The sequence below is a fragment of the Qipengyuania sp. JC766 genome (assembly GCF_040717445.1).
Classification (GTDB): domain Bacteria; phylum Pseudomonadota; class Alphaproteobacteria; order Sphingomonadales; family Sphingomonadaceae; genus JC766.
The window spans coordinates 2657471-2683589 of the sequence record NZ_JBFEFL010000001.1 but is presented as its reverse complement, the minus strand read 5'-3'; the positions used below and the strand labels follow the sequence as shown (position 1 = coordinate 2683589).

General features: G+C 65.0%; 33 protein-coding genes. 18 read left to right on the top strand and 15 right to left on the bottom strand.

The features are described 5' to 3' along the window. Positions 1-2 precede the first annotated feature (2 nt). From modB to AB1K63_RS12920, 3 genes are read left to right on the top strand one after another with little or no spacing between them, the layout of a single operon-like run. Complete coding sequence (gene modB, locus AB1K63_RS12930) at positions 3-695, top strand: molybdate ABC transporter permease subunit (protein WP_366960598.1); 693 nt, start codon at positions 3-5, stop codon at positions 693-695. Continuing rightward, complete coding sequence (locus AB1K63_RS12925; protein ID WP_366960597.1) at positions 685-1317, top strand: ATP-binding cassette domain-containing protein; 633 nt, start codon at positions 685-687, stop codon at positions 1315-1317. Before modB ends, AB1K63_RS12925 begins: the two co-directional genes overlap by 11 nt. A gap of 52 nt (positions 1318-1369) precedes the next feature. Beyond that, positions 1370-1891 (top strand): DUF1993 domain-containing protein, encoded by a 522-nt coding sequence (locus tag AB1K63_RS12920; RefSeq protein ID WP_366960596.1) that lies wholly within the window; start codon positions 1370-1372, stop codon positions 1889-1891. Here the strand turns inward: AB1K63_RS12920 and AB1K63_RS12915 are convergent. The 5 genes from AB1K63_RS12915 to truB all read right to left on the bottom strand — a co-directional run bounded on the left by AB1K63_RS12915 (position 1864) and on the right by truB (position 8623). Next, positions 1864-2565, bottom strand: a complete 702-nt coding sequence (locus AB1K63_RS12915; RefSeq protein WP_366960595.1) for a DUF3142 domain-containing protein — start codon at positions 2563-2565, stop codon at positions 1864-1866. The two genes, AB1K63_RS12920 and AB1K63_RS12915, sit on opposite strands and share 28 nt — an antisense overlap. Positions 2566-2584: 19 nt before the next feature. Then, the gene (locus tag AB1K63_RS12910; RefSeq protein ID WP_366960594.1) at positions 2585-4714 is read right to left on the bottom strand and encodes a hypothetical protein; all 2130 of its coding nucleotides are present in this window, start codon (positions 4712-4714) and stop codon (positions 2585-2587) included. Between the two features lie 150 nt (positions 4715-4864). Next, positions 4865-7171 (bottom strand): polyribonucleotide nucleotidyltransferase, encoded by a 2307-nt coding sequence (gene pnp / locus AB1K63_RS12905; RefSeq protein WP_366960592.1) that lies wholly within the window; start codon positions 7169-7171, stop codon positions 4865-4867. Between the two features lie 171 nt (positions 7172-7342). Then, on the bottom strand, positions 7343-7612 hold the full coding sequence (rpsO, locus tag AB1K63_RS12900) for a 30S ribosomal protein S15 (protein WP_366960591.1): 270 nt from the start codon (positions 7610-7612) through the stop codon (positions 7343-7345). Between the two features lie 6 nt (positions 7613-7618). Then, positions 7619-8623, bottom strand: coding sequence for a tRNA pseudouridine(55) synthase TruB (gene truB / locus AB1K63_RS12895; protein ID WP_366960590.1), 1005 nt, complete (start codon positions 8621-8623; stop codon positions 7619-7621). Positions 8624-8670: 47 nt separating this feature from the next. Here truB and glpD point away from each other — a divergent pair, with 47 nt between their 5' ends. Continuing rightward, positions 8671-10179 carry a glycerol-3-phosphate dehydrogenase gene (gene glpD / locus AB1K63_RS12890; RefSeq protein ID WP_366960589.1) on the top strand — a complete coding sequence of 503 codons (1509 nt, stop codon included), beginning with the start codon at positions 8671-8673 and terminating at the stop codon, positions 10177-10179. On the opposite strand, the gene AB1K63_RS12885 is transcribed toward glpD, so the two are convergent. Next, complete coding sequence (locus AB1K63_RS12885) at positions 10143-10826, bottom strand: site-2 protease family protein (protein WP_366960588.1); 684 nt, start codon at positions 10824-10826, stop codon at positions 10143-10145. The two genes, glpD and AB1K63_RS12885, sit on opposite strands and share 37 nt — an antisense overlap. A gap of 5 nt (positions 10827-10831) precedes the next feature. Then, a complete protein-coding gene (locus AB1K63_RS12880) occupies positions 10832-11416 on the bottom strand; it encodes a thymidine kinase (protein ID WP_366960586.1) in 585 nt (194 codons plus the stop codon). Positions 11417-11516: 100 nt separating this feature from the next. On the opposite strand from AB1K63_RS12880, the gene AB1K63_RS12875 reads away from it, so the two are divergent. After that, positions 11517-13163, top strand: a complete 1647-nt coding sequence (locus AB1K63_RS12875) for an AbgT family transporter (protein ID WP_366960585.1) — start codon at positions 11517-11519, stop codon at positions 13161-13163. A gap of 33 nt (positions 13164-13196) precedes the next feature. On the opposite strand, the gene rbfA is transcribed toward AB1K63_RS12875, so the two are convergent. After that, positions 13197-13598 (bottom strand): 30S ribosome-binding factor RbfA, encoded by a 402-nt coding sequence (gene rbfA / locus AB1K63_RS12870; RefSeq protein WP_366960584.1) that lies wholly within the window; start codon positions 13596-13598, stop codon positions 13197-13199. A gap of 134 nt (positions 13599-13732) precedes the next feature. Here rbfA and AB1K63_RS12865 point away from each other — a divergent pair, with 134 nt between their 5' ends. Continuing rightward, a complete protein-coding gene (locus AB1K63_RS12865; protein ID WP_366960583.1) occupies positions 13733-14080 on the top strand; it encodes an RcnB family protein in 348 nt (115 codons plus the stop codon). A 61-nt stretch (positions 14081-14141) separates the two neighbouring features. On the opposite strand, the gene infB is transcribed toward AB1K63_RS12865, so the two are convergent. The 7 genes from infB to pspF all read right to left on the bottom strand — a co-directional run bounded on the left by infB (position 14142) and on the right by pspF (position 21615). Then, positions 14142-16679 (bottom strand): translation initiation factor IF-2, encoded by a 2538-nt coding sequence (infB, locus tag AB1K63_RS12860; RefSeq protein WP_366960582.1) that lies wholly within the window; start codon positions 16677-16679, stop codon positions 14142-14144. A gap of 18 nt (positions 16680-16697) precedes the next feature. After that, positions 16698-17450, bottom strand: a complete 753-nt coding sequence (locus AB1K63_RS12855; RefSeq protein WP_366960581.1) for a DUF448 domain-containing protein — start codon at positions 17448-17450, stop codon at positions 16698-16700. Continuing rightward, the gene (nusA, locus tag AB1K63_RS12850) at positions 17431-19119 is read right to left on the bottom strand and encodes a transcription termination factor NusA (protein ID WP_366960580.1); all 1689 of its coding nucleotides are present in this window, start codon (positions 19117-19119) and stop codon (positions 17431-17433) included. Before nusA ends, AB1K63_RS12855 begins: the two co-directional genes overlap by 20 nt. Beyond that, on the bottom strand, positions 19119-19685 hold the full coding sequence (rimP, locus tag AB1K63_RS12845) for a ribosome maturation protein RimP (RefSeq protein ID WP_366960579.1): 567 nt from the start codon (positions 19683-19685) through the stop codon (positions 19119-19121). The genes nusA and rimP overlap by 1 nt, the downstream gene beginning before the upstream one ends. A gap of 161 nt (positions 19686-19846) precedes the next feature. Then, positions 19847-20200: a hypothetical protein gene (locus tag AB1K63_RS12840; protein ID WP_366960578.1), complete on the bottom strand. Its 354-nt coding sequence runs from the start codon at positions 20198-20200 to the stop codon at positions 19847-19849. A 53-nt stretch (positions 20201-20253) separates the two neighbouring features. Beyond that, entirely contained in the window at positions 20254-20532 is a 279-nt protein-coding gene (locus tag AB1K63_RS12835; RefSeq protein WP_366960577.1) for a hypothetical protein, read from the bottom strand. Positions 20533-20592: 60 nt separating this feature from the next. Then, a complete protein-coding gene (pspF, locus tag AB1K63_RS12830; protein ID WP_366960576.1) occupies positions 20593-21615 on the bottom strand; it encodes a phage shock protein operon transcriptional activator in 1023 nt (340 codons plus the stop codon). 159 nt (positions 21616-21774) lie between these two features. Between pspF and AB1K63_RS12825 the strand changes: the two genes are divergently transcribed. From AB1K63_RS12825 to AB1K63_RS12770, 12 genes are all read left to right on the top strand, one after another. Beyond that, a complete protein-coding gene (locus AB1K63_RS12825; RefSeq protein ID WP_366960575.1) occupies positions 21775-21927 on the top strand; it encodes a hypothetical protein in 153 nt (50 codons plus the stop codon). Next, positions 21924-22787, top strand: coding sequence for a phage shock protein PspA (gene pspA / locus AB1K63_RS12820; RefSeq protein ID WP_366960574.1), 864 nt, complete (start codon positions 21924-21926; stop codon positions 22785-22787). The genes AB1K63_RS12825 and pspA overlap by 4 nt, the downstream gene beginning before the upstream one ends. 3 nt (positions 22788-22790) lie before the next feature. Further along, the gene (gene pspB / locus AB1K63_RS12815) at positions 22791-23093 is read left to right on the top strand and encodes an envelope stress response membrane protein PspB (RefSeq protein ID WP_366960573.1); all 303 of its coding nucleotides are present in this window, start codon (positions 22791-22793) and stop codon (positions 23091-23093) included. Further along, positions 23090-23467, top strand: a complete 378-nt coding sequence (gene pspC, locus AB1K63_RS12810) for an envelope stress response membrane protein PspC (RefSeq protein WP_366960572.1) — start codon at positions 23090-23092, stop codon at positions 23465-23467. The genes pspB and pspC overlap by 4 nt, the downstream gene beginning before the upstream one ends. 52 nt (positions 23468-23519) lie before the next feature. Further along, positions 23520-23843 (top strand): hypothetical protein, encoded by a 324-nt coding sequence (locus AB1K63_RS12805; RefSeq protein WP_366960571.1) that lies wholly within the window; start codon positions 23520-23522, stop codon positions 23841-23843. Then, positions 23843-24190, top strand: a complete 348-nt coding sequence (locus AB1K63_RS12800) for a hypothetical protein (protein ID WP_366960570.1) — start codon at positions 23843-23845, stop codon at positions 24188-24190. Before AB1K63_RS12805 ends, AB1K63_RS12800 begins: the two co-directional genes overlap by 1 nt. After that, positions 24190-24501: a hypothetical protein gene (locus AB1K63_RS12795; protein WP_366960569.1), complete on the top strand. Its 312-nt coding sequence runs from the start codon at positions 24190-24192 to the stop codon at positions 24499-24501. The genes AB1K63_RS12800 and AB1K63_RS12795 overlap by 1 nt, the downstream gene beginning before the upstream one ends. Further along, positions 24501-24818, top strand: coding sequence for a hypothetical protein (locus AB1K63_RS12790; protein ID WP_366960568.1), 318 nt, complete (start codon positions 24501-24503; stop codon positions 24816-24818). The genes AB1K63_RS12795 and AB1K63_RS12790 overlap by 1 nt, the downstream gene beginning before the upstream one ends. Further along, positions 24815-25096 carry a hypothetical protein gene (locus AB1K63_RS12785; RefSeq protein WP_366960566.1) on the top strand — a complete coding sequence of 94 codons (282 nt, stop codon included), beginning with the start codon at positions 24815-24817 and terminating at the stop codon, positions 25094-25096. Before AB1K63_RS12790 ends, AB1K63_RS12785 begins: the two co-directional genes overlap by 4 nt. A gap of 19 nt (positions 25097-25115) precedes the next feature. After that, on the top strand, positions 25116-25367 hold the full coding sequence (locus AB1K63_RS12780) for a hypothetical protein (protein WP_366960725.1): 252 nt from the start codon (positions 25116-25118) through the stop codon (positions 25365-25367). A gap of 67 nt (positions 25368-25434) precedes the next feature. Continuing rightward, the gene (locus tag AB1K63_RS12775) at positions 25435-25842 is read left to right on the top strand and encodes a SufE family protein (protein ID WP_366960564.1); all 408 of its coding nucleotides are present in this window, start codon (positions 25435-25437) and stop codon (positions 25840-25842) included. A gap of 113 nt (positions 25843-25955) precedes the next feature. Continuing rightward, positions 25956-26117, top strand: a complete 162-nt coding sequence (locus tag AB1K63_RS12770) for a YqaE/Pmp3 family membrane protein (RefSeq protein ID WP_366960563.1) — start codon at positions 25956-25958, stop codon at positions 26115-26117. Positions 26118-26119 lie beyond the last annotated feature (2 nt).

The following is a 26119-nucleotide window of genomic DNA, read 5'->3' as shown; positions in this document are numbered from 1 at the left end:
CGATGCTGACGGATGCTGAATGGCAGATCGTCGTCCTGTCCCTGCGGGTGGCGCTGGTGGCGGTGATCGCGACCCTGCCCATGGCCTACGCCCTGGCGTGGGTGCTGGCGCGCAAGCGGTTTCCAGGCCGCACGGTGCTGGACGCGGTGGTCCATCTCCCGCTGGTCTTGCCCCCGGTCGTGACCGGTTACGTGCTCCTGCTGGTGCTGGGCCGCGGCGGCGTAGTGGGTGGCTGGCTGTTCGAGACGTTCGGCCTGACCTTCGCGTTCCGCTGGACCGGGGCGGTGATCGCCGCGGGCGTCATGGCGCTGCCACTGATGGTGCGGGCGCTGCGCCTGTCGATAGAGGCCGTCGACCGAAAACTGGTGGCTGCGGCGCGCACGCTGGGCGCGAGCCGCTGGTACGCCTTTCGCACAATCACTCTGCCCCTCACGCTTCCGGGACTGGCGGCGGCAACCATGCTCGGCTTCGCCCGGAGCATCGGCGAGTTCGGCGCGACCATCACCTTTGCCGCGAACATCCCGGGGGAAACCCGGACACTCCCGCTGGCGATCTACACCGAGCTGCAGGTCCCCGGAACGGAAAGCGCCGTCGCGCGGCTGGCAATCCTGTCCGTGATACTTTCGCTGGGCGCGCTGCTGGCGAGCGAATGGCTCGTGCGCAGGCAGGCCGGGACACGCGCGCATGTCGTTTGACATCGCCTTTTCCAAAACGCGCGGGGACTGCTCGATCGCGCCTGCGATCGTCAGCGACGCGCCGCTGATCGCCCTTGTCGGTCCATCCGGAGCCGGCAAGACGACGATGCTGGATTGCGTTGCCGGACTTCTTGCGCCCGACGCCGGGCATATCCGCGTGGAAGGCAGCACCCTGTTCGATGCAGGCGCCCGGATCGCCCTGACCCCGGACAGGCGGCGGATCGGATATGTCTTCCAGGACGATCGGCTGTTCCCGCACATGAGCGTCGCCCGCAATCTGGACTACGGGGCAAGGCTGGCCAAAGGCAGGCCCTCGCCGCTCCCGCGCGCGGAGATCATTGCGATGCTGGGCATCGAAGCGCTGCGTGATCGCAGGCCGGGGACTTTGTCCGGCGGGGAAAAGCGCCGCGTTTCCATAGGGCGCGCGCTGCTGAGTGCGCCGTCGCTCCTCCTCTTGGACGAGCCCCTTGTCTCGCTCGATGCCGAGAGGGCCGAAATCATCCTCTCGGCGCTCGAGACCATCCGTGAGCGACTGTCCCTGCCGACCCTGCTCGTGAGCCATGACGAGGCGCAGATCGCGCGGCTGGGGGCGCCTGTGTTCCGCATCGACGGACCCGCTTGAACATCCCGCCGCAGCGATTAGGGCTGTCTCCGGAAATGCAGGGAGGGGATCCATGGCGCTGACATTGCACGAAGCGCTCGTGCCAGGCTGGCTTCAGGTTCTGGGGTCGGTAGGCGGTCTTGTCGGAAAGGCCGAGGCGTGGTGCGAGGAAGAAGGCCATTCGCCGAGCGAGCTGATCGGCGCGCGTCTGAGCGGATCCATGCTGCCCTTCGCCTACCAGGTTGCCAGCTGCTGGACCCATTCGGCCTACGCTGTCCAGTGCGCACAGGAAGGCGAATTCACCCCGTACATGGATCCCCCACCCGAGGATTTCGAAGGCTTGCGGGAGAAGCTCGACGATGCGAGCCGCTATCTGGAAGAACTCGATCCCGACCTGCTGGAAAGCATCGCCGGGAACGAAATGACTTTCCGGATCGGCGAGAAGATCGCCTGGACGTTCGGGGTACAGGACTTCCTGCTGCGCTTTTCCACCCCCAACTTCTATTTCCACGCTGCCACCGCTTACGACGTCCTGCGGATGAAGGGGCTCGATATCGGCAAGCGGGACTATCTGGGTGCGCTGCCGATCCGCTGATCCCCCAGCAGGAAGACGACATAACCCTTGAAGCCTTCGCGGCTCTCCAATCCGGCCGGCGGGTCCCATTCGCCACCTTCGACCAGTGCGACCCGGTGCGGCATGTCCAGCCGGTCCAACGACGAAAGATAACGCGCATAATCCGGCAATGTGGTGCGATCCTGGTAGGTCTGGATCACGATCTCGTCGAGCGAGGCGCGCAGCGACGCGAGGTCCGCGTCGGACGCATTGGCGGGCCAGTCCATCAGCCCGGTCGCCGACAGCTTCAGCATCGGCGGGACCTGCCGCCGCATTTCCGCAAGGAAAGCGCCGTAATCGCCGAGCCGCCCGGTCGAACTGTCGAAATCCACCTGAATTCCCGTCAGGTTGGCGCGTTTCTGCCATCGGCCGGCCTCGCGCATCAGCGCGACGTAGGCGTCTTCTTCCCAATCCAGCCGCTCGGAGCGAACCACCAGCCAGACTTCCTCGTTGTCCGCCGAGGGCACCTCTCGCCGCAGCGGTACGATGCCCGACGGATCGTCCTTCCGCAATTCCCCCCACAGAAGATAGACTGCCTGCGCATCGTCCATCGCAGCAGGGGGACGCACTCCCGTCCAGAGGTAGAACGCATCGAAATCGTCCGCGACGACCGGTCCCGACGCGGACGGGCTGCACCCTGCCAAGAGCAGGGCCATCGCGATGCCGGACAGCTTCCTACCAGTAATAGGTGAGCTCCCGCGCCCAGCGCGACGTTCCGTATTCGGACTTCAGCCTGCGATACCACGCAGCGCGCGTGCTTTCCTCCACGCCTTCGCCGCCGCAGGTGTTGCTGTTCGCGGGCGCGTAGCACCGGATCGCCCGGTACAGGGCATAGGCGCGATCGTCCGGCGCGGCGGATCGATCCGCCATGATCGAAGTGTAGAAATCATGCCGCGGGATGACAGTACCGGGGAAGTAGTTCCTGTCTCCCAACGCCGCCGGTCCGCTCTCGGAGTCCTGCCTCCATGGATCGACGGCAAGGCTGAAATCGTCGAACCCGTTCAGCCGGTACCAGTCGCCAAGACACAACCGGCCCTTCACGTCGCGCGCATCGCGCTGCAACCGTTCGACCGTCGTGCGCAGAGCGGGACACGGATAACCGTCCGACGTTTCGCCCGCCGTGAACAGGGCGACCGGCGCACCGTCCTGCTCGTAAAGCCCCCACAGCCCCCCGTCTTCCCCGATCGGCGGAGCGCTCTGCGGCAGGTCTTCGAGGAAACCGGCGTAGCGGCCGCGGACCAGCTGCTTGTAGAGCACCGTGAAACGCGCGAAATCGCGTTCCCCCTGGTCGAGGTCGGTGCGCGTCAGCAGTCCCTTCAGCAAATCCGGGCCGGCGGAACTGCCGATGAGGATGCGGCGGATACGCGCATCGGTTATCGGCGAATTCTCGGCAAAGACCGTGTCCAGCTGGTCCGACTGCTCCCATTCGCGCGCCAAGGCCAGTTCGACGGCCGGCCGCTGGTAGAGGCCATCCGCGCCTTCGAGCAGCTCCAGCCAGAAGCTCGCTTCCAGCCGGTCACCGGTTGCGTGCAGCGCAAGGCCGCGAAGGTACTGACGGCTGAAGTTGAGCGGCGAATGGCTGGTCCGCTGCGCATCGTCGGGAATAAGGGACAGGACCGCGCGCGGATCGTCCTGGACGTAGAACGCATGGCTCGCCTTCAGGAAGCTCCAGAGCTCTGGCCGGTCCGCGAAGCGATCCGCCTGCGCCTCGAGCGCCTGCGCAGTCAGGGCTTCGTCCCGTTCTTCGCCCCAGGGCGACCATTCGCGCATACGCAGCAGGAGATTAGCGGCAGCGAGTTCCGCGCCCAGATTGGCGTTCCCGGTATCGCGCACCAGCAGCTTGTCGTCGATTTCCTCGATCACCCGGACAGTCTCGGCAGACGCCGGATCGCTGGCGTCCAGCATCGCGCGGTAGATTTCGGCGAGTTCCGCGTCCTTGCGTTGCAGCCAGAGCGCCTTGCGGATGAGCCCGCTGGCCGATCCGGCGTAGGTGCCGCTCGGGAAGGCGGCCAGGTAAGCGCGCAATGCCTCTTCTGACCGGGCCGCGGAAGCCGCCTGTGCCTCCGCGTAGTCGAAATACCCCCATTGGTCGAAGCCGGTCGAGATCGCCTCGTTCAGCGCATTGCGAGCAACCATGTAGGTCCCGGTTTCCCGCAGCCACTCGTCCCGGCCGAAATTGGAAAGGATCCCGTAGAAACGGTTCGCGCGGTTCCAGTCGCCGGCATAGAACGCGGCGGATGCCTCGTTGTAGAGAGCGTAGCCTTCGGCGATCGAGAAATCGGCCGGCGGAACGGATGCGCCCGATGCAGCGGCTTCCGCTTCGTCGTCCTCGCAATATACAGCCAGTCCGGCGCGCGCGGCCGTCAGGTGGTCACGGGTGTCGGCATCGATCCCCGACACTGCGGCAAGGCGTCCGAGATAGGCCTTCGCGCCTGAATCGAGCGTCTGGCAGCGCGTGCCGTAATACGAATCGGACGACCAGTAACCGTCGGGCTCCTCGTCGCGGAAGCCCGGGTACCAGGCGGATACGAGATCGCCCCACTGGAAGTAGTTGCGCCCGAAAAATGTGCGCCAGTCCATGTCCGGGTAGGATTTGCCGGTCCCGCTGGACCCGGCGCGGTCCTGGACCAGCAGGAAGAGGTTGATGCGGCTGTCGTTTCCGGGTGCGATGGCGATCTGGCTGGCACAGCCGAGCTCGGGTTTTTCCGGTCGATAGTCTTCGGTGCAATACCCCCCGCCGGCCATTGCCGGCGAACCGCCGAAGGCTGCGAAAGCCAGTCCCAGAGCGAAGGCAGAGCGCCGCATATCCCGATCTCCTCATTCGACCCGTCGCGCATATCGCACGGCTTGCCTGAAGGACACAAGAACGAACGCGATAAAAAAGGGCCGCGCGAACGATCTCGCGCGGCCCGATTTTTCAGGCATCCACCCGCAAGTGGATTCGTATCGCTGGGGTCAGTCCTTCAGGAAGTCGGGAATGTGGCTCCCGCCCTCGTTCGAACCGCCGTCATTGTCACCACCGCGACCACGGTCTCCGCCGCGATCGTTGCGCGGTCCGCGACCACGGCCACCACGACGGTCGCCGCCGCGGCCACCACGGCCCCCACCTTCGCGATCGCCACGCGGTTCACGCGGCGGACGGGTGTCTTCCAGTTCCTCGCCGGTTTCCTGGTCTACGACGCGCATCGACAGGCGGACCTTGCCGCGGTTGTCGATCTCGAGGACCTTGACCTTAACTTCCTGGCCTTCGGACACGACGTCGGTCGGCTTCTCGACCCGCTCGTTCTTCATTTCGGACACGTGGACGAGACCGTCCTTGCCGCCCATGAAGTTCACGAACGCGCCGAAGTCGACGATGTTGACGACCTTGCCGTTGTAGATCTTGCCGACTTCCGCTTCTTCGACGATGCCTTCGATCCACTTGCGTGCGGCTTCGATCTCGTCGGCGTTGGAAGAGCTGATCTTGATCGTGCCCTCGTCGTCGATGTCGACCTTGGCGCCGGTTTCCGCCACGATCTCGCGGATGACCTTGCCGCCCGTGCCGATGACGTCGCGGATCTTCGACTTGTCGATCTGCATCGTCTCGATGCGCGGGGCGTGCTTGGACACTTCGCCGCGCGAGGAGCCGAGCGCCTTTTCCATTTCGCCCAGGATGTGCGCACGGCCGGCCTTGGCCTGCTCGAGCGCGGTTTCCATGATCTCCTTGGTGATCCCGGCAACCTTGATGTCCATCTGCAGGCTGGTGATGCCCTTTTCGGAACCGGCCACCTTGAAGTCCATGTCGCCGAGGTGGTCCTCGTCACCCAGGATGTCGGACAGGACGGTGAAGTCCTCGCCTTCCAGGATGAGGCCCATCGCGATGCCGGAAACCGGACGCTCGATCGGAACGCCTGCATCCATCATGGCCAGACAGCCGCCACACACCGTCGCCATCGAGCTCGAGCCGTTGGACTCGGTGATGTCGGACAGGATGCGGATGGTGTACGGGAAATCTTCATGGGCCGGCAGCACCGGGTGCAGCGCGCGCCATGCGAGCTTGCCGTGTCCGGTCTCGCGACGGCTGGTGAAGCCGAAGCGACCCACTTCGCCGACCGAATAGGGCGGGAAGTTGTAGTGCAGCATGAAGTGGCTGTACGAAAGGCCTTCGAGCCCGTCGATCATCTGCTCGGCATCCTTGGTGCCCAGCGTGGTGGTGCAGATCGCCTGCGTTTCGCCGCGCGTGAACAGGGCCGAACCGTGCGTGCGGGGCAGCAGGCCGACCTGCGCCTCGATCGGGCGGACCTCGTCGGTCTTGCGACCGTCGATACGCTGGCCGTCCTTCAGGATCGCCTTGCGCACGATGTCGCTTTCCAGCTTCTTCACGAGCTTCAGGCGGCCCATGTATTCGGCCGGATCGCTTTCCTCCAAGTCGGCGTAATGCGCACGCGCCTTGGCACGGGCATCGTTCACCGCGTCCTGCCGGGCGCCCTTGTCGGTGATCTTGTAGGCTGCGGCGAGATCGTCGCCGATGACCGAGCGCAGGTCTTCGAGCGCGGCGGTCTTGTCCTCGACCGGGGCGAGTTCCCACGGGTCCTTGGCGGCCTGTTCGGCCAGGTCGATGATCGCGCCGATGACCTTCTTCGATTCCTCGTGCGCGAACATGACGGCGCCGAGCATTTCGTCTTCGGTCAGTTCCTTCGCTTCGGATTCGACCATCATCACCGCGTCGTTGGTCGCGGCGACGACGAGGTCGAGACGACCTTCCTCGTCGAGGCAGGTCGCAAGGCTCGGATTGAGCTCGTACTCGCCATTGCGGAAGCCGACGCGCGCGGCGCCGATCGGGCCCATGAAGGGCAGGCCGCTGATGGTAAGGGCGGCACTGGCCGCGACCATGGCGACGATATCGGGCTCGGTCTCGCCGTCATAGGACAGGACCTGCGCGATCACGTTGATCTCGTTGTAGAAACCTTCGGGGAAGAGCGGACGCACGGGCCGGTCGATCAGACGCGAAACCAGCGTTTCCTTCTCGGTCGGGCGCGCTTCGCGCTTGAAGAAGCCACCGGGAATGCGGCCGGCGGCGGAGAACTTTTCCTGGTAGTTCACGGTCAGCGGGAAGAAGTCCTGCCCTTCGCGAACGTTGCGTGCGGCGGTCACGGCGCACAGCACCACGGTCTCGCCATAAGTGGCCAGCACGGCACCGTCTGCCTGACGGGCGATCTGGCCGGTTTCGAGGGTGAGGGTCTTTCCGCCCCACTCCAGCGATACGGTTTTCTTGTCGAACATGTATTTTCCTTTTGTCCCGCCGGCCACATTGCCGCGCGGGGCCTCTTGTGCCGGGTATACCGTCCCGGTCCGGTTCGGGGCTTTCGCTGTGCCCCGCTGGCCCCGCGCCGGATTGCGCGGATGCCGGATAGACGAAGGGGCGGCCCTTGGAGCCGCCCCTTCGAGAAACTCTTATTTGCGCAGGCCCAGCTTCTGGATCAGCGCGTTGTAACGCTCCACGTCCTTCTTCTTGAGATAGGCCAGGAGAGAGCGACGCTTGTTGACCATCTGGAGGAGGCCGCGACGCGAATGGTTGTCCTTGTGGTGATCCTTGAAGTGATCGGTCAGGTTGCGGATGCGTTCCGTCAGGATCGCGACCTGCACTTCGGGGGATCCGGTATCGCCCTTGCTCTGGGCGTTGTCCTGGATGATTTCGGTCTTCTTCTCGGCAGTCACCGACATTGGCATTTACTCCGCGACATCGGGAAAGTTGAAGCCCCGCACGACCCGTGCCGTGCCACCTTCGACCTCGACCAGCGCTACCGGAACGTCGCCCGATTTCGCGAGATGGAGCCCGTCGATCTGGGGCAGCCCTGAAATGACCCGGCCCTGTCGGACCGCCTGCGCGCTATCAGGATCGAGTTGCAGAGCCGGGATGTCGTCCAGCCCCGCCTCGAGTGGCAGGAGGAGGTCTTGAAGTGGCGCGCCCTTACCGATTTCGTTCAGATTGTCCAGTGAAATCGCCTGTTCCTCGCGGAACGGGCCGGCTCGCGTACGCCTGAGATATGTAACGTGCCCCACGGTGCCAAGGGCGCGTGCGATATCCCGTGCAAGGCTGCGGATATACGTCCCCTTGGAAACATGCGCGACGAGCGTCACCGCATCCGCCAGTTCCAGCGGCGCCTGCGGATCGTACGGGTCCGGCCGGCCCGCAACCGTGTCGAACGCCGACGGCGCCTCGTCCCCGTCGTCGCGCACGCTCGCAAGAGCAAGCGAGTGGATGGTCACGCGCCGCGTTGCCAGCTCGACATCCTCGCCGCGCCGGGCCCGGTCATAGGCCCGCTGCCCGTCCACCTTCAGGGCCGAATAGGCCGGCGGCACCTGGTCGATCTCACCGGTGAAATGATCGCATATCGCGGCGATGGCCGCCATGGGCGGGCGGCGGTCGGATCGTTCGACCACCTCCCCTTCCGTATCGAGCGTGTCGGTTTCCTCGCCGAACTGGACGGTGAATTCGTACACCTTGCTCGCATCCAGCATCCGGCCGGCCAGCTTGGTCGCCTCGCCCAGCGCGATCGGCAGGACGCCTTCGGCCAGCGGGTCCAGGGTACCGCCATGCCCGACCTTGGTCTTCGCATAGCCGCCCTCCCGCAAGTTGCGCTTCACCGCGCCGACCGCCTGCGTCGAGCCGAGCCCGCGCGGCTTGTCGAGCAGGATCCAGCCATTGGGCGCGGGTTTCTTTTCCTCGGTCACCGCCGCGGCCTAGCCAAAGCGGCGCGCACACGCCAATCCTTCCGGCAATGAAGGAGCCATTCGACCTGCTTGTCATCGGCGGCGGCATCAACGGTGCCGGGATCGCGCGCGACGCCGCGGGGCGCGGGCTGCGTGTGCTGCTGGTCGAAAAGGACGATCTGGCGCAGCATACCTCCAGCGCCAGCACAAAGCTGGTCCATGGCGGCCTTCGCTACTTGGAGCATTACGAGTTCCGCCTGGTGCGCGAGAGCCTGCTGGAGCGCGAGGTTCTGCTGAAGAACGCGCCGCACATCATCTGGCCGCTGCGTTTCGTACTGCCGCACGACAAGGGCCTGAGACCCAGATGGCTGCTGCGGCTCGGCCTGTTCCTCTATGATCATATCGGGGGCCGCAAGCTGTTGGCGCCCACGCGGACCGTGGACCTGCGCCAGCCGCCCCATCGCGGCGTGCTGGAAGACCGGCTGACCAGCGGGTTCGAATATTCGGACTGCTGGGTGGAGGATGCGCGCCTGGTGGTCTTGAACGCGGTCGATGCCAAGGAACGCGGTGCCGACGTGCGGACGCGGACCGAGTGCGTGGCACTGGAAAGGGGTGCAGACCGCTGGACCGCGACCCTGCGCCACGACGGCGCGGACACGAAGGTGGAAGCCCGCGCGATCGTCAACGCGGCCGGTCCATGGGTCGATGCCGTGCTGGGCCGCGCGGTGCCGGGAGAGGAACACCGCAACTTGCGGCTGGTGAAGGGAAGCCATTTGATCTTCCCCCGCCTGTTCGAGGGGCAGCACGCCTATATCTTCCAGAACGGCGACGGGCGGATCGTGTTCGCGATCCCCTATGAACGGAACTACACGCTGGTCGGCACGACCGACGTCCTCTTCACCGGCGATCCGGACACGATCGCCATTTCGGACGAGGAAGCGCGCTATATTTGCGCAGCCGTGAACGAATACCTTTCGCAGGACGTGTGGCCCGGCGATGCCGTGTCCAGCTATGCCGGGGTGCGACCGCTCTACGAAGACCGGTCGGCGAACAATTCGACCGTCACGCGCGACTACACATTCGAACTGGACCGCGAAGGCGGCGCGCCGATCCTGTCCATTTTCGGCGGGAAGATCACCACCTATCGCAAGCTGGCCGAGCATGCGCTGGAGAGGCTGGACCTGCCGGGCGCGGCATGGACGGCGGGGGTGCCCCTGCCCGGCGGCGACATCGAGGACGTGCGGGCGGGTAGCGCGGAGGTCGCGCGACGTTTCGCATGGGCTGCCGACACCTTTGGCGAGTCTGCGATCGATCGCATGGCGACCGCTTACGGAACCCGCATCGACCGCATCGTCGGCACGCCAGCGCAGCCCCTTCCCCCCGGCGCCGAGATCGCCCTCGGCCTGTTCGAGGCGGAGCTACGCTATCTCGTCGCGCAGGAGTTCGCCCGCTCTGCCGACGACGTTCTTTGGCGCCGCAGCAAGCTGGGGCTGCACCTGGTGGAAGGCGAGCGGACCGCAGTCGCGCGGTGGTTCGCCGATCAGAACCCCGCAATCCAGAGCGCGAGCGCGTTGTAGTACCCGAACAGCCAGTCCACCGGCGGCAAGACGAACCGTTCGATGATGCCCGTCTGCGGGAACGCCCAGGTCACTGCGATCAGGCCGATCAGGAACAGCATTCCCACCTGCTGCAGCTTCTGGAACTGCACCGCCATGGAGCGCGGCATCAGGCCTTCCGCGATGTGCGAGCCGTCGAAGGGCGGGATCGGGAGGAGGTTGAATAGCGCCAGGAAGATGTTGAGCAGCAGGAATATCTGCAGGCCCTGGATCACTCCTGCCAGCAGGCCTTCCGGCGGGCCGCTTATCTGGCCGTAGGCGATACCGAGCGCGGCTGCGCCGAATACCGCCAGCACGAGGTTCGTGAGCGGTCCGGCCGCCGCCACGAGCATCATTCCGAAACGCGGATTGTTCAACCGGTTGCGCAGGACAGGCACCGGCTTGGCCCAGCCGAAGATCGGCCCTCCCAGCAAGGCCAGCGCCCCCGGGACGACCAAAGTGCCGACCGGATCGACATGGCGAACGGGATTGAGCGTCAGCCGTCCGCGGTCGCGCGCGGTCGTGTCGCCCAGCGCCAGCGCGGTCCAACCATGCGCCACTTCGTGAAAGACGATGGCGATCACGAGGCACGGCACCAGAATCAGGATCAGGGAAAGCGTTTCGGTCATGGCCGCTATATGGGGCCGCGCATCGCTTCGCTGAAGTGGCGGCGGCACATCGCGACGTAACGCTCGTTTCCGCCGATCTCCGTCTGCGCGCCTTCCCGGACCGGCTGCCCCGCCGCATCGATCCGGACGTTCATCGTCGCCTTGCGCCCGCAATGGCAGATCGCCTTCAATTCCACGAGCGCATCGGCAATGCCGAGTAGCGCGGCCGCGCCTTCGAAGAGCTGTCCCTGGAAGTCCGTCCGCAGCCCGTAACACAGGACCGGGATGTTATGGGCGTCCGCAAGCCGCGCCATCTGCCAGGCCTGATCGCGCGTCAGGAACTGCGCCTCGTCCACCAGCACGCATGAGACGGCATCCTGCCCATGGTCCTCCACGACGCGCCCTTCGATGTCCGTGTCCGGCCCGAACCGATGCGCATCGCTGGCAAGTCCGATCCGGCTGCTGATCGCGCCAAAACCCGGGCGGTTGTCGATCGCCGCGGTCCAGAGTGACACGCGCATCCCCTGCTCCCCGTAATTGAACGCAGTCTGCAACAGGGTGCTGCTCTTGCCCGCATTCATGCTCGCATAATAGAAATAGAGCTTCGCCATCTGCTGTCCTCCCTACGCCGTCGAAGCGCGGACGCAAATGTTAAGGAGGGCGACAGGGCGCACCCGCAATGCTAGCCGCGCCGAAGGGTTTTCAGAGAGGATGGAAGACGTGGCAGAAGCGATCGCCGCTCCCGCACCGGAGCAGAAGGGTTTTCTCGGCTGGGTGGAAAAGACCGGCAATCGGCTGCCCGATCCGGTCTTCATATTCTTCTACCTGATCATCGCGCTGGTGGTCATCTCGGTCATCTGCGCGTTTGCCGGCGTTTCCGCCGTCCATCCGACCGCACTCGATGCGACCACCGGCCAGCCGGAAGTCATCCGCGCGCTCAGCCTGCTTTCGCCGGAGAACATCCAGCGGCTGTGGGTCGAAATGCCGGTCACCTTCACCCACTTCCACCCGCTGGGCTACGTCCTCGTGGTGATGCTGGGCGCAGGGGTCGCGGAACGATCGGGCTTCTTCGCCGCCGGCATGTCGAGCGCGGTCAAGAACGCGCCCAAGGCCTTGCTGACGCCGGTCGTCGCTCTCGTCGCCATGATCGGCAACCACGCGGCCGACGCCGGCTACGTCGTGCTGATCCCGCTTGCAGGCGTCCTGTTCGCCGCGGCCGGACGCCATCCGCTGGCGGGCATCGCGGCGGCCTTCGCCGGCGTGTCGGGCGGGTTCTCCGCCAATATCTCGCCCGGCCAGCTGGACGCGCTGCTGTTCGGGATCACGCAGGAGGCGGTCGAAGCGAGCGCGCTCGACCCGACATGGACGGCGAATATCGCAGGAAACTGGTATTTCATCGCCGCGATGACGTTCCTCTACTTGCCGATCATCTGGTGGGTGACTGACAGGATCATCGAGCCGCGGCTCGGTCCGTGGAAGGGCGGCGCATCGGCGAGTGCGCAGGACGCGGACACGAGCCCCGACCCGGAAGACCATACAGGCGCACGAGCCGCGAAGGGACTTCGCCATGCAGGCCTCGCCGCGCTGTTCGTGGTCGGGCTCTGGCTGCTGATGGTCTTCGGACCCGGCACGCCGCTCATCAACGAAGCGGCCTGCGACGCCGTGCCGGCAGGGGACTGCTCCATCCACACGCAGCTCGATCCGCTCTACCGTTCGCTGGTTGCGGCGTTCTTCGTGCTCTTCCTCTTGACCGGCTGGGCCTATGGCCGCGCGGCCGGGACGATCAAGAACCACCGCGACCTGGTCGCCATGATGGCGGAATCGATGAAGGACATGGGCTATTATCTCGTCCTTGCCTTCGCCGCGGCGCATTTCGTGGAGATGTTCAACTGGTCCAATCTCGGGCTGATCTCGGCAGTTCACGGAGCCGCGGGCATCCAGTCCACGGGCCTCCCGCTTCCGCTGGTCCTCGGCCTGATGGTCCTGTTCACGGGCCTGCTGAACCTCTTCGTCGGCTCGGCGAGCGCCAAGTGGGCATTGCTCGCTCCGATCCTTGTTCCGATGCTCATGCTTCTCGGCATCAGTCCGGAAGGCGCGACCGCCGCCTATCGCGTGGGCGACAGCGCGACCAACATCATCACCCCGTTGATGGTGTATTTCCCGCTTATCCTCGTGTTCGCACAGCGCTGGCAGAAGGATTTCGGGCTCGGTAGCCTGACCGCGATGATGATCCCCTATTCGATCTGGCTGTTGATTTCGGGCGTCATACTGATCGTCGCGTGGTTCTATCTCGGCATCCCGCTTGGGCCGGATGCGCCGGTCGGCTACGTGCTGCCGGGCGCCGCTGCCGCGCCGTAACACCCGACGAGGGCGATGCCGCGCATCGCCCTCTCAGTCTTCCGGGTCGAGGTCCCGCGCCACTTTCGGATCATTGAGGAGATCCTCGATCCGGCTGGCTTCCTCGAACGTCTCGTCCGCGCGGAACTTCAGCTTCGGCGCGAACTTGAGACCCAGCCGCCGGGCCACCTCCCGCTGGAGATAGGCCGTGTTCTGCCGCAGGGCCGATACGATCTCGTCCTCGTCCCGCCCCAGCAGCGGCTTCACATAGGCCGTCGCATTGCGCAGGTCCGGGCTCATGCGCACCTCGGTGACCGAGATATTGGCGGCCGATACGACATCGTCGTGCACCTCCTGCCGTGCCAGCAGCTCGGACAGGATATGACGCACCCGCTCCCCCACCTTGAGGACGCGGACCGAATGCTGTTCTGCTGAATATTGTTCGCGGCGTGCCATGTTCGTCTTTCGGTAGGTGTTATCGGAAGTGTCCTAGCTTCATGGGGCGCGCGTCACAAATTGCGACAATTCGCGACGGAAATTTCCCGGCAAGTCGCGTAGAGTGTTCATGTTCACAGCGAAGGAGATGAACAATGAAGCGCATTATCGGCATCATGATGGCGACTGCGGCCATCGCCACTCTTCCCGCAACCGCCCATGCGAGCGATCGTGATCGCGACCGGCACCATTACCGCGACCGTGATCATCGCGTGGTGGTGGTGAAGAAGGCACCGCAGCGCCATACCTGGAAGCGGTATCGCCAGGGTGAGCGGTTCGACCGTCGCTACGCCCGCAACTACCGCGAGGTGAGCTATCGCGAAAGCCGTCGCCTGCGCCCGCCGCCGCGTGGTTACCGTTATGTCCGGTCGGGCGATGACGTGCTGCTGATCGGCATCACCAGCGGCATCGTCTCGGCAGTGTTCAGCAACTTGCTGCGCTGACCGGCCACAGAAATCGAAAACAAGGAAGGGGGCGGTCGTCGGACCGCCCCTTTTCGTATGCTTAGAGCGTGCGTTCGCGTTCCTCGACCTCGAACACTTCCAGCTGGTCGCCCGGCTGGATGTCGTTGGTGTCGGCAAGGACCACGCCGCATTCCAGACCCGCGCGCACCTCGTCGACATCGTCCTTGAAGCGACGCAGGCTGGCGATCGTGGTGGCCGAAACGATGACGTCGTCGCGCGTGAGACGTGCGTGCAGCCCCTTGCGAATGACACCTTCCTCGACCAGCAGGCCGGCGGCCTTGTCCTTCTTGCCCGAGCGGAAGACTTCCTTGACCGCTGCGCGGCCGACGACGGTCTCGATCCGCTCCGGACCCAGCTCACCCGCCATTTCCTTCGCGATCTCGTCGGTCAGGTGGTAGATGACGTCGTAGTACTTCATCTCCACGCCGTCCCGCTTCACCAGATCGCGCGCCTTGGCGTTGGGACGCACGTTGAAGCCGATGATCGGCGCCTTCGAAGCCGCCGCCAGCGTGACGTCACTTTCCGTGATCGCACCCACGCCTGCATGCAGAACGCGGACCTTGATCTCGTCGTTCGAAAGATTGTGCAGCGCGGTCACGATCGCTTCCACGCTGCCCTGCACGTCCGCCTTCACGACCACCGGATATTCGATGACGTTTGCGGCGAGGTTGTTGAACATCGTGTCGAAGCTGGTCGGGGCGAGCGCAGTGCGCTTTTCCGTCGCCTTTTCCTGGCGATATTCGGCCACTTCGCGGGCACGCTGTTCGTTCTCGACCACGGCGAGCTGGTCGCCCGCGCCCGGCACGCCGCCGAGACCCAGGACCTCGACCGGCATGGAGGGTCCGGCTTCCTTTACCTGCTTGCCCTGATCGTCGATCACTGCACGGACCTTGCCGCTCTGCGTGCCGACCACGAAGGTGTCCCCGCGGCGGAGCGTACCGCGCGTCACGATGACGGTGGCGACAGGGCCGCGGCCCTTGTCCAGCTGCGCCTCGATCACGGTGGCTTCCGCCGGGCGATCCGCACGCGCCTTCAGTTCGAGCAGCTCGGCCTGGAGTTCGATCTGCTCGATCAGCTGGTCGAGACCGGTCTTCTCCTTGGCGGAGATTTCCACGTCCTGCACGTCGCCGGACATCTTCTCGACGATCACTTCATGCTCGAGCAGGCGATTGCGGATGTTGTCCGGATTGGCTTCCGGCTTGTCCATCTTGTTGATCGCCACGATCATCGGCACGCCGGCCGCCTTGGTATGGGCGATCGCCTCGATGGTCTGCGGCATGATCCCGTCATCCGCCGCCACGACCAGCACGACGATATCGGTCACATTGGCACCGCGCGCGCGCATTTCGCTGAACGCGGCGTGGCCCGGCGTGTCGAGGAAGGTGATCTTCCCGCCCGACTTCGTCTTGATCTGGTAGCTGCCGATGTGCTGGGTGATGCCGCCGGCTTCGCCCTTGACGACATTGGCCCCGCGGAGCGCGTCGAGCAGACTGGTCTTGCCGTGATCGACATGGCCCATGATGGTGACCACCGGCGGACGCGGCGTCTTGGTCTCTTCAGGATCCTCGTCCTCGGTCGTGTCGATATCGACATCGGCCTCTGACACCTTCTGGATGTTGTGGCCGAACTGTTCGACCAGCAATTCCGCCGTATCCTGGTCAATGGTCTGGTTGACCGTGACCATCATGTCGAGATTGAACAGCTCCTTCACCAGGTCGGCGCCCTTCTCACCCATCCGCTTGGCCAGTTCGCCAACGGTGATGGCTTCGGGCACGACCACGTCGCGCACCTGCTTCTCGCGCGGCTTGGAAGAGCCGCCACCCTGGAGGCGACGTTCCTTTTCGCGCGCACGCTTGAGCGCGGCGAGACTGCGGGCGCGGCGGCCCTCGTCCTCGTTCAGCGCCTTGGTGACGGTCAGCTTGCCGCTGCGGCGCTTGTCGGGGCGTTCCGCGGTCCGCTTGGGCTTTTCTTCCTTCTTCGGCGCGGGCTTCTTGGGCTCGGGCCGCTGGACAGGCGTGAACTTGCGCGCGGCCGGCTGGGCCGTGCCCTTCGCTTCGGGCGCGCTTTCTGCAGGCTTCGCCTCGTCGCTCTGCGCGGCGGGTTCGGGCGCCGGTTCGGCCTTCGCCTCCTCCTCGGCGCGCTTGGCGGCCTCTTCCTTCGCCTTGGCGTTTTCCTCGGCGCGGCGCTTCTCGTTCTCGGCTGCTTCGCGCGCCTTCTGGTCTTCGCGCTTGCGCGCTTCCTCGGCCAGGCGCAGGCGCTCTTCCTCGGCCTCGCGCTGCAGGCGTGCGACCCGCTCCTGCGGGGTCTCGCCGTCCGGCGCAGCCTTCTTCGGCGCGGGCTTGGGGGCCGCCGGAGCAGGCGTCGGTGCCGGTTCGGGCGCCGGAGCAGGCGTAGGCTCGGGAGTCGGCGCAGGCGCGGCCTTTTCCTCGCCCGGCTTCACCAGCTTGCGACGACGCTTCACCTCGACCGCAACCTTGTTGGTGCGCCCGTGGCTGAAGGTCTGCTTCACCTCGCCCGGCTGGCTCCCCTTGAGGGACAGCGGCTTGCGGGTGAGTTTCTTGTCGTTTTCGTCAGCCATTCGCGTGTTCGTTCTTTCTCACTCAGTCGGTTCGTCGCCCGGAAGCGGCGCGGCCCCGGTATCGGTCTCGGTCGAAGGCACGGTATCGTGCCCGATAAAATGCGTAAGGCGCGCCAGGATCGCCATGATCCGTGCGGCCGAAGCATCATCGGCCAGCGCTAGGTGGACGACATTCTCGCGGCCCAATGCCACAGAGAGTGCGGTCCGGTCCAGTGGCAGGACGATACCGCGGTCGCCGGACCCTTCCATGTCGCGTCCCACGCGCCAGGCCTGGTCCAGCCTGCTGCGCCCGCCCTCGCTGCTGTCGGACGCATGCAGGAGCAGCGCGACCGTGCCCATGCGTGCCTTTTCGGCAATCCTTTCGGACCCCAAGATAAGAGCACCGGTGCGCATTTCGAGCCCCAGCCGGTCCTGCAGTGCGCGGACCAGCGATTCCGCGATGCGATCGGGGAGGTCCTCCGGCACGCTCAGCGGCGCGCCCTTGAAGGCGCGTGCCAGGGCGCCGCGCAGGCGACCCTTCTCCATTGTAGCCTCGAGCTCGCTTCGCGAGACGCCGAGCCATGCTCCGCGTCCCGGTGCCTTGGCGTGCGGATCGGGCAGAACCTGACCATCGGGCGAGATCGCCAGGCGCACCAATGCGGCGCGCGGCGCGGTCTCGCCGGTCAGGATGCAGCGGCGTTCCGGACAGGACCGGGCGGACCCGGAGTTCGTCCGGGCCCGCGCCGTGTCAGCGATGTCTGCGGTCAGGCTCTCATTGTTCGGAGTCCGCATCGGCGGCCTCCTGCGTTTCGGCGCCGTCGGCCACCGGCTCGGCATCGGCCGTTCCGGCAGTCGCCTGCGGTTCCTCGTCCTCGAACCAGTGCGCGCGGGCAGCCATGATGATCTCGTTGCCCTGCTCTTCGGAGAGGCCGTATTCGCCCAGCACACCGCCCCGATCTTCCGGCCGGCGCGACACGTCCGCCTTCATGGTCGGGCCGTCCGCGCTCGGACGGCGGCGCGGCGCGGCGCGCTTCTTCGCGATCAGCTCGTCGGTGGCGAGATCGGCGAGATCGTCCAGCGTCTTGATTCCGCCCTTGCCCAGCGTGACCAGCATGGTCTCGGTCAGGTGCGGGATGTCCGCCAGTGCGTCTTCCACGCCCAGTTCGCGGCGTTCCGCGCGGGCGGCTTCTTCCTGGCGCTCGATCGCTTCCTGGGCGCGGTTCTGGAGTTCCTCGGCCAGTTCCTCGTCGAAGCCCTCGATCGAGGCGAGCTCGTCCAGTTCGACATAGGCGACCTCTTCCAGTTCCTGGAAGCCTTCGGCCACCAGCAGCTGGGACAGCGTCTCGTCCACGTCGAGCTCTTCCTCGAACATCTTGGAGCGTTCGGCGAATTCCTTGCTCTGCTTCTCGCTCGCCTCTTCCTCGGTCATGATGTCGATCTGGTGACCGGTCAGCTGGCTGGCGAGACGCACGTTCTGGCCACGACGGCCGATGGCGAGGCTCAGCTGGTCGTCGGGAACGACTACCTCGATCCGCCCCTCGTCCTCGTCGAGGACGACGCGGCTGACGGTGGCGGGCTGGAGCGCGTTGACGATGAAGGTCGCCTGTTCCTCGCTCCAGGGGATGATGTCGATCTTCTCGCCCTGCAGTTCCTGCACCACTGCCTGAACGCGGCTGCCCTTCATGCCGACGCAGGCGCCGACCGGGTCGATGCTGGAATCGTGGCTGATCACGCCGATCTTGGCGCGACTTCCCGGGTCGCGGGCGGCGGCCTTGATCTCGATGATGCCGTCGTAGATTTCCGGCACTTCCTGGGCGAACAGCTTGCGCATGAAATCGGGCGCAGCGCGGCTGAGGAAGATCTGGTGGCCGCGATTGTTGCGTTCCACCTTGGTGATGAGCGCGCGCACGCGCTCGCCGACACGCGCGGCTTCGCGCGGGATCTGCTGGTCGCGGCGGATGACGCCTTCGGCCCGGCCGAGATTGACGATCACGTGGCCGAATTCGACCGACTTGATGACGCCGGTGATGATCTCGCCCGCGCGGTCCTTGAATTCCTCGTACTGGCGCTCGCGCTCGGCATCGCGGACCTTCTGGAAGATCACCTGCTTGGCGCTCTGCGCGTCGATGCGGCCGAGGTCGACGGGCGGCAGCGGATCGACGATGAAGTCGCCTACGACCGCGTCTTCCTTGAGCTTCTGCGCGGCCTTGAGGTCCACCTGCTTGAAGTAGTCCTCGACCTCCTCAACCACCTCGACCACGCGCCACAGCGACAGGTCGCCGGTCTGCGGATCGAGCTTCGCGCGGATGTCGTTCTCGGCACCGTAGCGGTTGCGCGCACTCTTCTGGATCGCTTCTTCCATCGCCTCGATGACGATCGCCTTGTCGATCATCTTTTCGGAGGCGACCGAGTTCGCGATCGCTAGCAATTCGGCCTTGTTGGCGGAAATGGCACTGGCCATCAGTCGTCTGCCTTTTCTTCTTCGTCTTCGATAATGTCTTCGGCACCAGTGGTGTCGAGCGGTCTGGTCGCCGCGATGAGCTCGTCCGTCAGGACCAGCTTCGCGGCATGAATGGCGGATAGCGGCACTTCGATGCGGCCGGAGCGGTTATCCAGTATGGCGACCATCGGGCCTTCGACCCCGTCCAGCTTGCCGCGCAGGTTGCGATGACCGTCGACCTTCTCGGTCAGGCTGATCTTCGCCTCGTGCCCCGTCCACTGGTCGAAATCCTTCGGCCGCGTCAGCGGACGGTCGATACCCGGACTGCTGACTTCCAGATGATAGGCGCCTTCGACCAGCACCTCGCCCTGCTCTTCCAGGGCGTCGATCCGTTCGGACACGCGGCGCGACAGGGCGGCGCACTGCTCGATCACCAGCTGCCCGGTCGCCGGGTCTTCCGCCATGATCTGCAGCGCCTGGCCGCCATCGCCGGCCTCGGACGGCATCATCTTCACGCGCACGAGGTCGAAGCCGAGCGCTTGCGCTTCGGGTTCAATCACTTCGGTCAGGCGTTCGATATCGGCCATCGGCTCTCCAGCTTGCCGCATCGCGATGACAGTTCGGTGTCCAGACCAGTGGCCCAAAGGTTTGTGGCCGGCCCCCGGAGGCGCCAGCCCGAAATGTCACGACGATGTCGGGATGGGTGTCAGCTAGGCGTGCGGCGTGCGGATTGCAAGCGCTATCGCGCTCAGTAGCTTTCCGCTCCCCAGTCGTCGGAGGGCGATGCGTCCTGCCGCTCGCGGTCGGGATCGGTCATCGGATCGCCGAAGGACCGGTTGCGCGGCGGCCGCGATTCGGAGAAGTCGCCTGCGCCCCATCCTTCCGTGGACAGCGCCGCGGCGTTGCTTTCCCGCAGGCGCCGCTCGGCATCCGCCGCGTCGTCGGTATCGGACATATCTGCCGCCGCGGTGGCGCGATAGGCGACGTAGCTGGTCGCGCCCGAGATCACGACGCCCAGCACGATCATCATGACGATGCACCCACTGATCGCGCGGAACGGGATCATGATGATATCGAAAAGCAGTTCGAGCGTGCGATGCATGATGCGCGTTGCCTAGCGCAAAGCCGGTAAAAATTGGGTTGCCGGGCGAAGGCCTAGCGGTCGCCTTCATCGCAATTCGCGGCCCAGGGGTTGGTGCAGCGCTTCGCTTCGGCGGCTTCGGCTTCTGCAGCCTTCATCTGCTCGATTCCGCGGTCGAAACTGGAATGCACCGCCATCTGGCATCCGACCATGCCCATGAAAAGCAACACGGTGCCCGCGATCCCGACCATTCGGCCCATGCCCCGCCGCTTGCGCCGTTCGTAATAATAGCGCTTTTCATTGCCGAAGACGTCCGGATGATTGCGCGAGATGTCATCCAGAAGCCTGCGCATGCCCTCGCCCCTCAATTCCGTTCGGAGTTCGGCGGTTAGCAAGCAAAGGTTGAAGTCGCGTCAATCGCTGGAAAGGCCGTGCTTCTTGATGGCATGGCGCAACTGGTCGTAGCTGAGGCCAAGTGCCTTGGCCGTCTGGCGCTGGTTCCAGCGATGGCGGCCGAGCGCGTGCTCGACGATGCGCTTCTCGTGCTCGTCCACCGCGCCGCGCAGGTCGTCGATCGCATCAAGGTCCGGCCCGGTCGAAGCCGGCGGCGCCTTCCCGGACGCCTGTTCGGACTTTCGCGCCGAAGGTGTCGGGGTCGGCTTCCACGGACTGTCGAAGGGGTCGAACACGACATGGCCGATCGGTTCGGACCAGTCGTCCCAGCGATAGACCGCGCGTTCGACCACGTTGCGCAATTCGCGCACATTGCCCGGCCAGGGATGCTCTTCCAGCTGCGACTGGACGTGCTCGGCAAAGCCGGGCCATGCTTCCCAGCCGATTTCCGCCGCCATCCGCCGGCCGAAAAAATCCGCCAGCACGCCGATATCGCCTTCCCGGACCCGCAGCGGGGGCAGCGTGATCACTTCGAAGCTGAGCCGGTCGAGCAGGTCCGCGCGGAACGTCCCGTCTTCCGCCCGCGCCTGCAGGTCCTCGTTCGTCGCACCGACGATCCTTACGTCGACCCGCACCGGGCGGCTCGCACCGATACGCGTGACCTCGCCATATTCGACCGCGCGCAGCAGCCGTTCCTGCGCCGCCATGCTGAGCGTGCCGAGCTCGTCGAGGAACAGCGTGCCCTTGTCGGCCTCCTCGAACCGGCCGACCCGTGCCTTGGTCGCGCCGGTGAAAGCGCCGGCTTCGTGTCCGAACAATTCCGCCTCGATCAGCGTTTCGGGCAGCGCCGCGCAGTTCATGGTGACCAGCGGCTCGTCCCACCGCTCCGACAGGCGATGGAGGCGCTCCGCGATCAGCTCCTTGCCGGTTCCCCGCTCGCCGATGACGAGCACGGGGCGCCGCATTGGCGCCGCGCGACTGGTCCGCTCGACCGCATCGAGAAACGCGCCGGACTGCCCGATAAACTGGTTTTCCCGCTCCATGCCCGAAATATAGTGAGATTTCCCGATACATGGCAATACACACCATATGCCGTTCGTCGATTTGGCCCTATGGTACTGATTTTTAGTGTATTTTTGAAATTGGCACGGTCGCTGCATCGTTTGGAGCAGACACGAGACCTGCCAGAGGAAACACAAGACATGTTCGACCGCGAATTCCTGAAGACGAAAGTGGGCAAGGCCGCACTCATCAGCACCGTGGCCATGACGCTGTTCGTCGCGGTCAGCACGCAGATGTTCACCTCGCCTGCGCAAGCCGTTACCCTGCCGCTGCAGACGATGGAGCTGGCATGAACAGCCCGCGCGGCGGCGATCCCCTGAGCCCGATCAGGGACGGCAAGCAGCTGTCCCGGATCGAGGCCGAGGTGGAGCGCCTGCGCCGCAGTCCCACGCCGACCCAGCGTCCGCAGCAATCCCCGCGTCGCGACGACGCCATCGACCTTTTCAACTCCGGAGCCGCCTTCATGGGAATTTTCAGCCGCACCCGCGACATCATCGCGGCCAACTTCAACGACATGCTCGACAAGGCGGACGATCCCCAGAAGATGATCCGCATGATCATCCTCGAAATGGAGGAAACGCTGGTCGAGGTGCGGGCGAGCGCTGCGCGCACCATCGCGGACCAGAAGGAAATGCACCGCGCGACGGTCAAGCTGGACAAGCTCCAGGCCGACTGGGCCGACAAGGCGCAACTGGCGCTGAGCAAGGACCGCGAAGACCTGGCCCGGGCCGCGCTGGTCGAGAAGAAGAAGGCCGCCGACACGTCCGAGCAGCTGAAGGAGGAAATCTCCGTCCTCGACGACGCGCTGCGCGCCTACGAACAGGACATCCAGAAGCTGCAGCATCGCCTGCGCGAAGCCCGCAGCCGGCAGAGCCAGATCGCCGCCCGCCTCGAAAGCGCGGAGAACCGCGTCAAGCTGCGTACGCTGATGAGCACGGAACGCACGGACGAGGCGCTGAGCCGCTTCGACCAGCTGGAACGCCGCGTCGATTACGCGGAAGGTCGCGCGGAATCGCTGCGCATCGCCGAAGACGGCAAGCCGACGCTGGCCGACGAGATCGCCGCCCTGGAAGGGTCGGACAAGATCGACGACGAACTCGCCGCCATGAAGAAAGCCCTCGGCAAGACCGATGGCGACGGAAAGGAGGGCTGATCCATGGACTGGGAAGCCATCATCATCGTTCCGATCGTCGTGGTCGGATTGCCCTGGCTGATCCTCCACTACGTGACCAAGTGGAAGACCGCCGCGACCATCACCAGCGACGACGAGGCGCTGCTGGAAGATCTCTACCAGCTCGCCAAGCGCCTCGACGAGCGGATGGACACGGTCGAGCGGCTCGTCGCCGCGGACCATCCGGAATTCGAACGCACCCGGCTGCTGCCGAACCGCGAAACCGATAACCAGCCGCTCCACGAACTCGATCGCCTGATCACCCAGAAGAAAGGAACCGCCCAGTGAACAGCCCGCGCACCACACTCTATCGCGACAAGGCGAACGCCAAGCTGCTGGGCGTCTGTTCCGGCATCGCCGACTACACCGGCGTCAACGCCATCTGGGTCCGGCTGGGCGCCATCGCGCTGACCTTCCTGACCGGAGGCATGACCATTCCGCCCTACCTCATCATGGGCGTGCTGCTGAACAAGAAGCCGCAGCACCTCTACGGCGAGCCGGAAGAACAGAGGTACTGGCAGCGCGTACGGCAGAGCCCGCAGCGCACCAGCCGGGAAATCCGGGCACGGATGCGGGACGTGGACCGCCGGCTGGCCGAAGTGGAAAGCTTCTACGTCAACAGCAATCCGCGCCTGAGCGCCGAAATCGAACAGCTGCGCTGACCGCGACGGACAATCGCCAGGTCAGGAATACCAAGGGACAAGGGGAAGAAAAATGGGTGAATTCATCGGAGCACTGACGGGACTGGCGGCGGTAACCGCGCCGTTCCTGATGGTCCTCGGCATCATCTGGCTGAACGGCCGCAAGAAGCTGGAAGAAAAGCGCATTACCGCCACCGCGGAAATGAGCAGCGAAAAGGCCGCGCAATATGCCAGCCACGTCGCCCAGCTGGAACAGCGGGTGCAGGTCCTGGAACGGATCGTCACCGATCGCGGCTACGACGTTGCCACGCAGATCGAGGCGCTGCGCGATCGCCAGGCGGTGGAACAGTCCGGCAGCGGCACGCCGCTCGACATGCCGCGCAAGGAGACGGTGTGATGGACTGGGGTGGACCTGCTTTCGTCATCGCCATCATCGCGCTGAGCACGGGTGGCTGGCTGATCAACAACTGGATCCGTGCCAAGCACGGCTACGACCTCGAGGATGAATGGGGCGGCAAGACGCAGCGCGGCGACAGCGCCGAAACGAAGCGCCTGAAGGCGGAGAATGAAGCGCTGAAAGGGCAGCTCGATTCCATGCAGGACCGGATGGTCAACCTGGAACGGATCGTCACCGACAAGGGCTATTCGCTGTCCGACGAGATCGAGGCGCTGCGCGACCGGCCCTCCGCGCGCCGGGAAGACAGCGGCGTGCCGCTGAACATGGAAAAGAAGGAGCGCATCTGATGGAATTCATTACTCCTGCCACCGTCGGGATCGGCGTGACCGCCATCACGATCGGCTGGGTCATCACGACCTGGATGCGCGTCCGGCACGGCTACCCGCTGGAAAACAGCTGGGGCAAGGCGGTCTATCCGCGCAACGACGAAGCGGTCGAGCGCGTGAAGCTGCTGACCCAGGAAAATGCGGAACTGCGCGCCGAATTGGGGTCGATGAAGGACCGCCTCGCCAACGTGGAGCGGATCGTGACCGACAGCGGTTTCCAGCTGACCCACGAATTCGCCGCTCTCGAAGGCATGAAGCGGGAGGCCAACTGATGGACGGCAATCTCCTCGTTATATTCGGCTCGATCCTGCTGATGCTCCTGATCGTGATGCCGGCTGCCTACCTGTTCCAGAAGCAGGAAGCCGCGCACAAGGAGCGCAAGCTCGAACTGCAGGCCCGCGCCGCGGAAGCCAAGGTGCAGGAAGCGCGCTTCTCCAACGGCGACTATTCACGAATGGAAGAGCGGGTCCGGGTGCTTGAGCGGATCGTGACCGAGAACCGCAGCGACCTCGCAGGCCAGATCGAGCAGCTGCGCGACCTGGATGCAATCGAGGATCGGACCCGCATCCGACAGGAGAGTGCGCAATGAACAGCGTCTGGACCGTCGTCCTGATCGTGGCGATCGTGATGATCATCTACGAGCGCCACCGTACCGTGAAGCAGCTGCGCGAAGGCGAGCAGCTTCGCGACCGGGAACGCGAGACCGACACGGCAAAGGCGCTGGATGCGCGCCAGGATCCCGAGGTCCAGCGCGAGCTCGACGAGTTGCGCGACCGGGTCAAGGTGCTCGAACGGATCACTGTCGACGGGCGCGAGGCCAAGGCGATCGCGGACGAGATCGAAGCTCTGAGAGACGAGAAGAAATAGGAAACCGGACGCGATGGGAATGGAGGACCATGTGACACAGGCAATCCTTCTGGCCAGCACCGTGCTTGCGGCTTTGGCGATCGTATCGATGACAGCCATGCGATGCTGGCAGGGCTGGCTCGCGCTGAAAGAGCGCGAACTGGAGCGCGGCCCCAGGGTCCCGCCCGAACTGCAGAACGGGTCCGCCATCGGCGTCGCCCGGATCGAGATCGCGGACCTGAAGGAACGTATCCGCAAGCTGGAAGCAATCGCCAGCGGGGTCGACCTGTAACAAGCGCCTCTCGGATCACGCGCGACAGGACTTTGACCGCAGCGAAGACGCGCCTACATGCCGCACCATGCGATCACTCGACGACATCCGTGAAGAATACGAGTTCCTCGAAGGCGACGAACGCTATCGTTTGCTGATCGAACTCGGGCGCGACCTGGAAGAAATGCCGGATGCGCTCAAGACCGATGCCACGCTGGTGCGGGGATGTTCGGCCGCGGTCTGGGTCTATCCCACCGGCGAGGGCGAGAAACTGCATTTCCTGGCGGACAGCAATGCCGCGATCACAAAAGGCATCGTGGCGCTTGTCATCGCCGCGGTACAGGACCGGCCCGCGGGCGAAGTGGCGCAGATGGACGTCACTGGTGCGCTCGAACCCTTCGACCTGAAGAACCAGCTGTCGAGCAACCGGACCCAGGGCGTGCCCAACATGATCGCGCTGGTAAAGGAACACGCGGCGCGGATTGCCGCGTCCTAAAGGTTTCCGGCGCGCATCGTCGAAAATGTTAGGGCGTGGAACGCAACCGCCCGTCGACCGCTTCGCATGCAAAGGCGACACTTCGTCGCCGTGAGAAACGGGGAAACCGCGCCATGATGGCCATCATTACTCTCATCGCCACGATCCTGCTGCCGCCGCTCGGCGTCGCGCTGAAGCACGGACTGGGCCGGGACTTCATCATCAACCTGATCCTGACGATCATCCTGTTCCTGCCAGGCCTGATCCACGGGATCTACGTCAACTACATGCGGTAGGA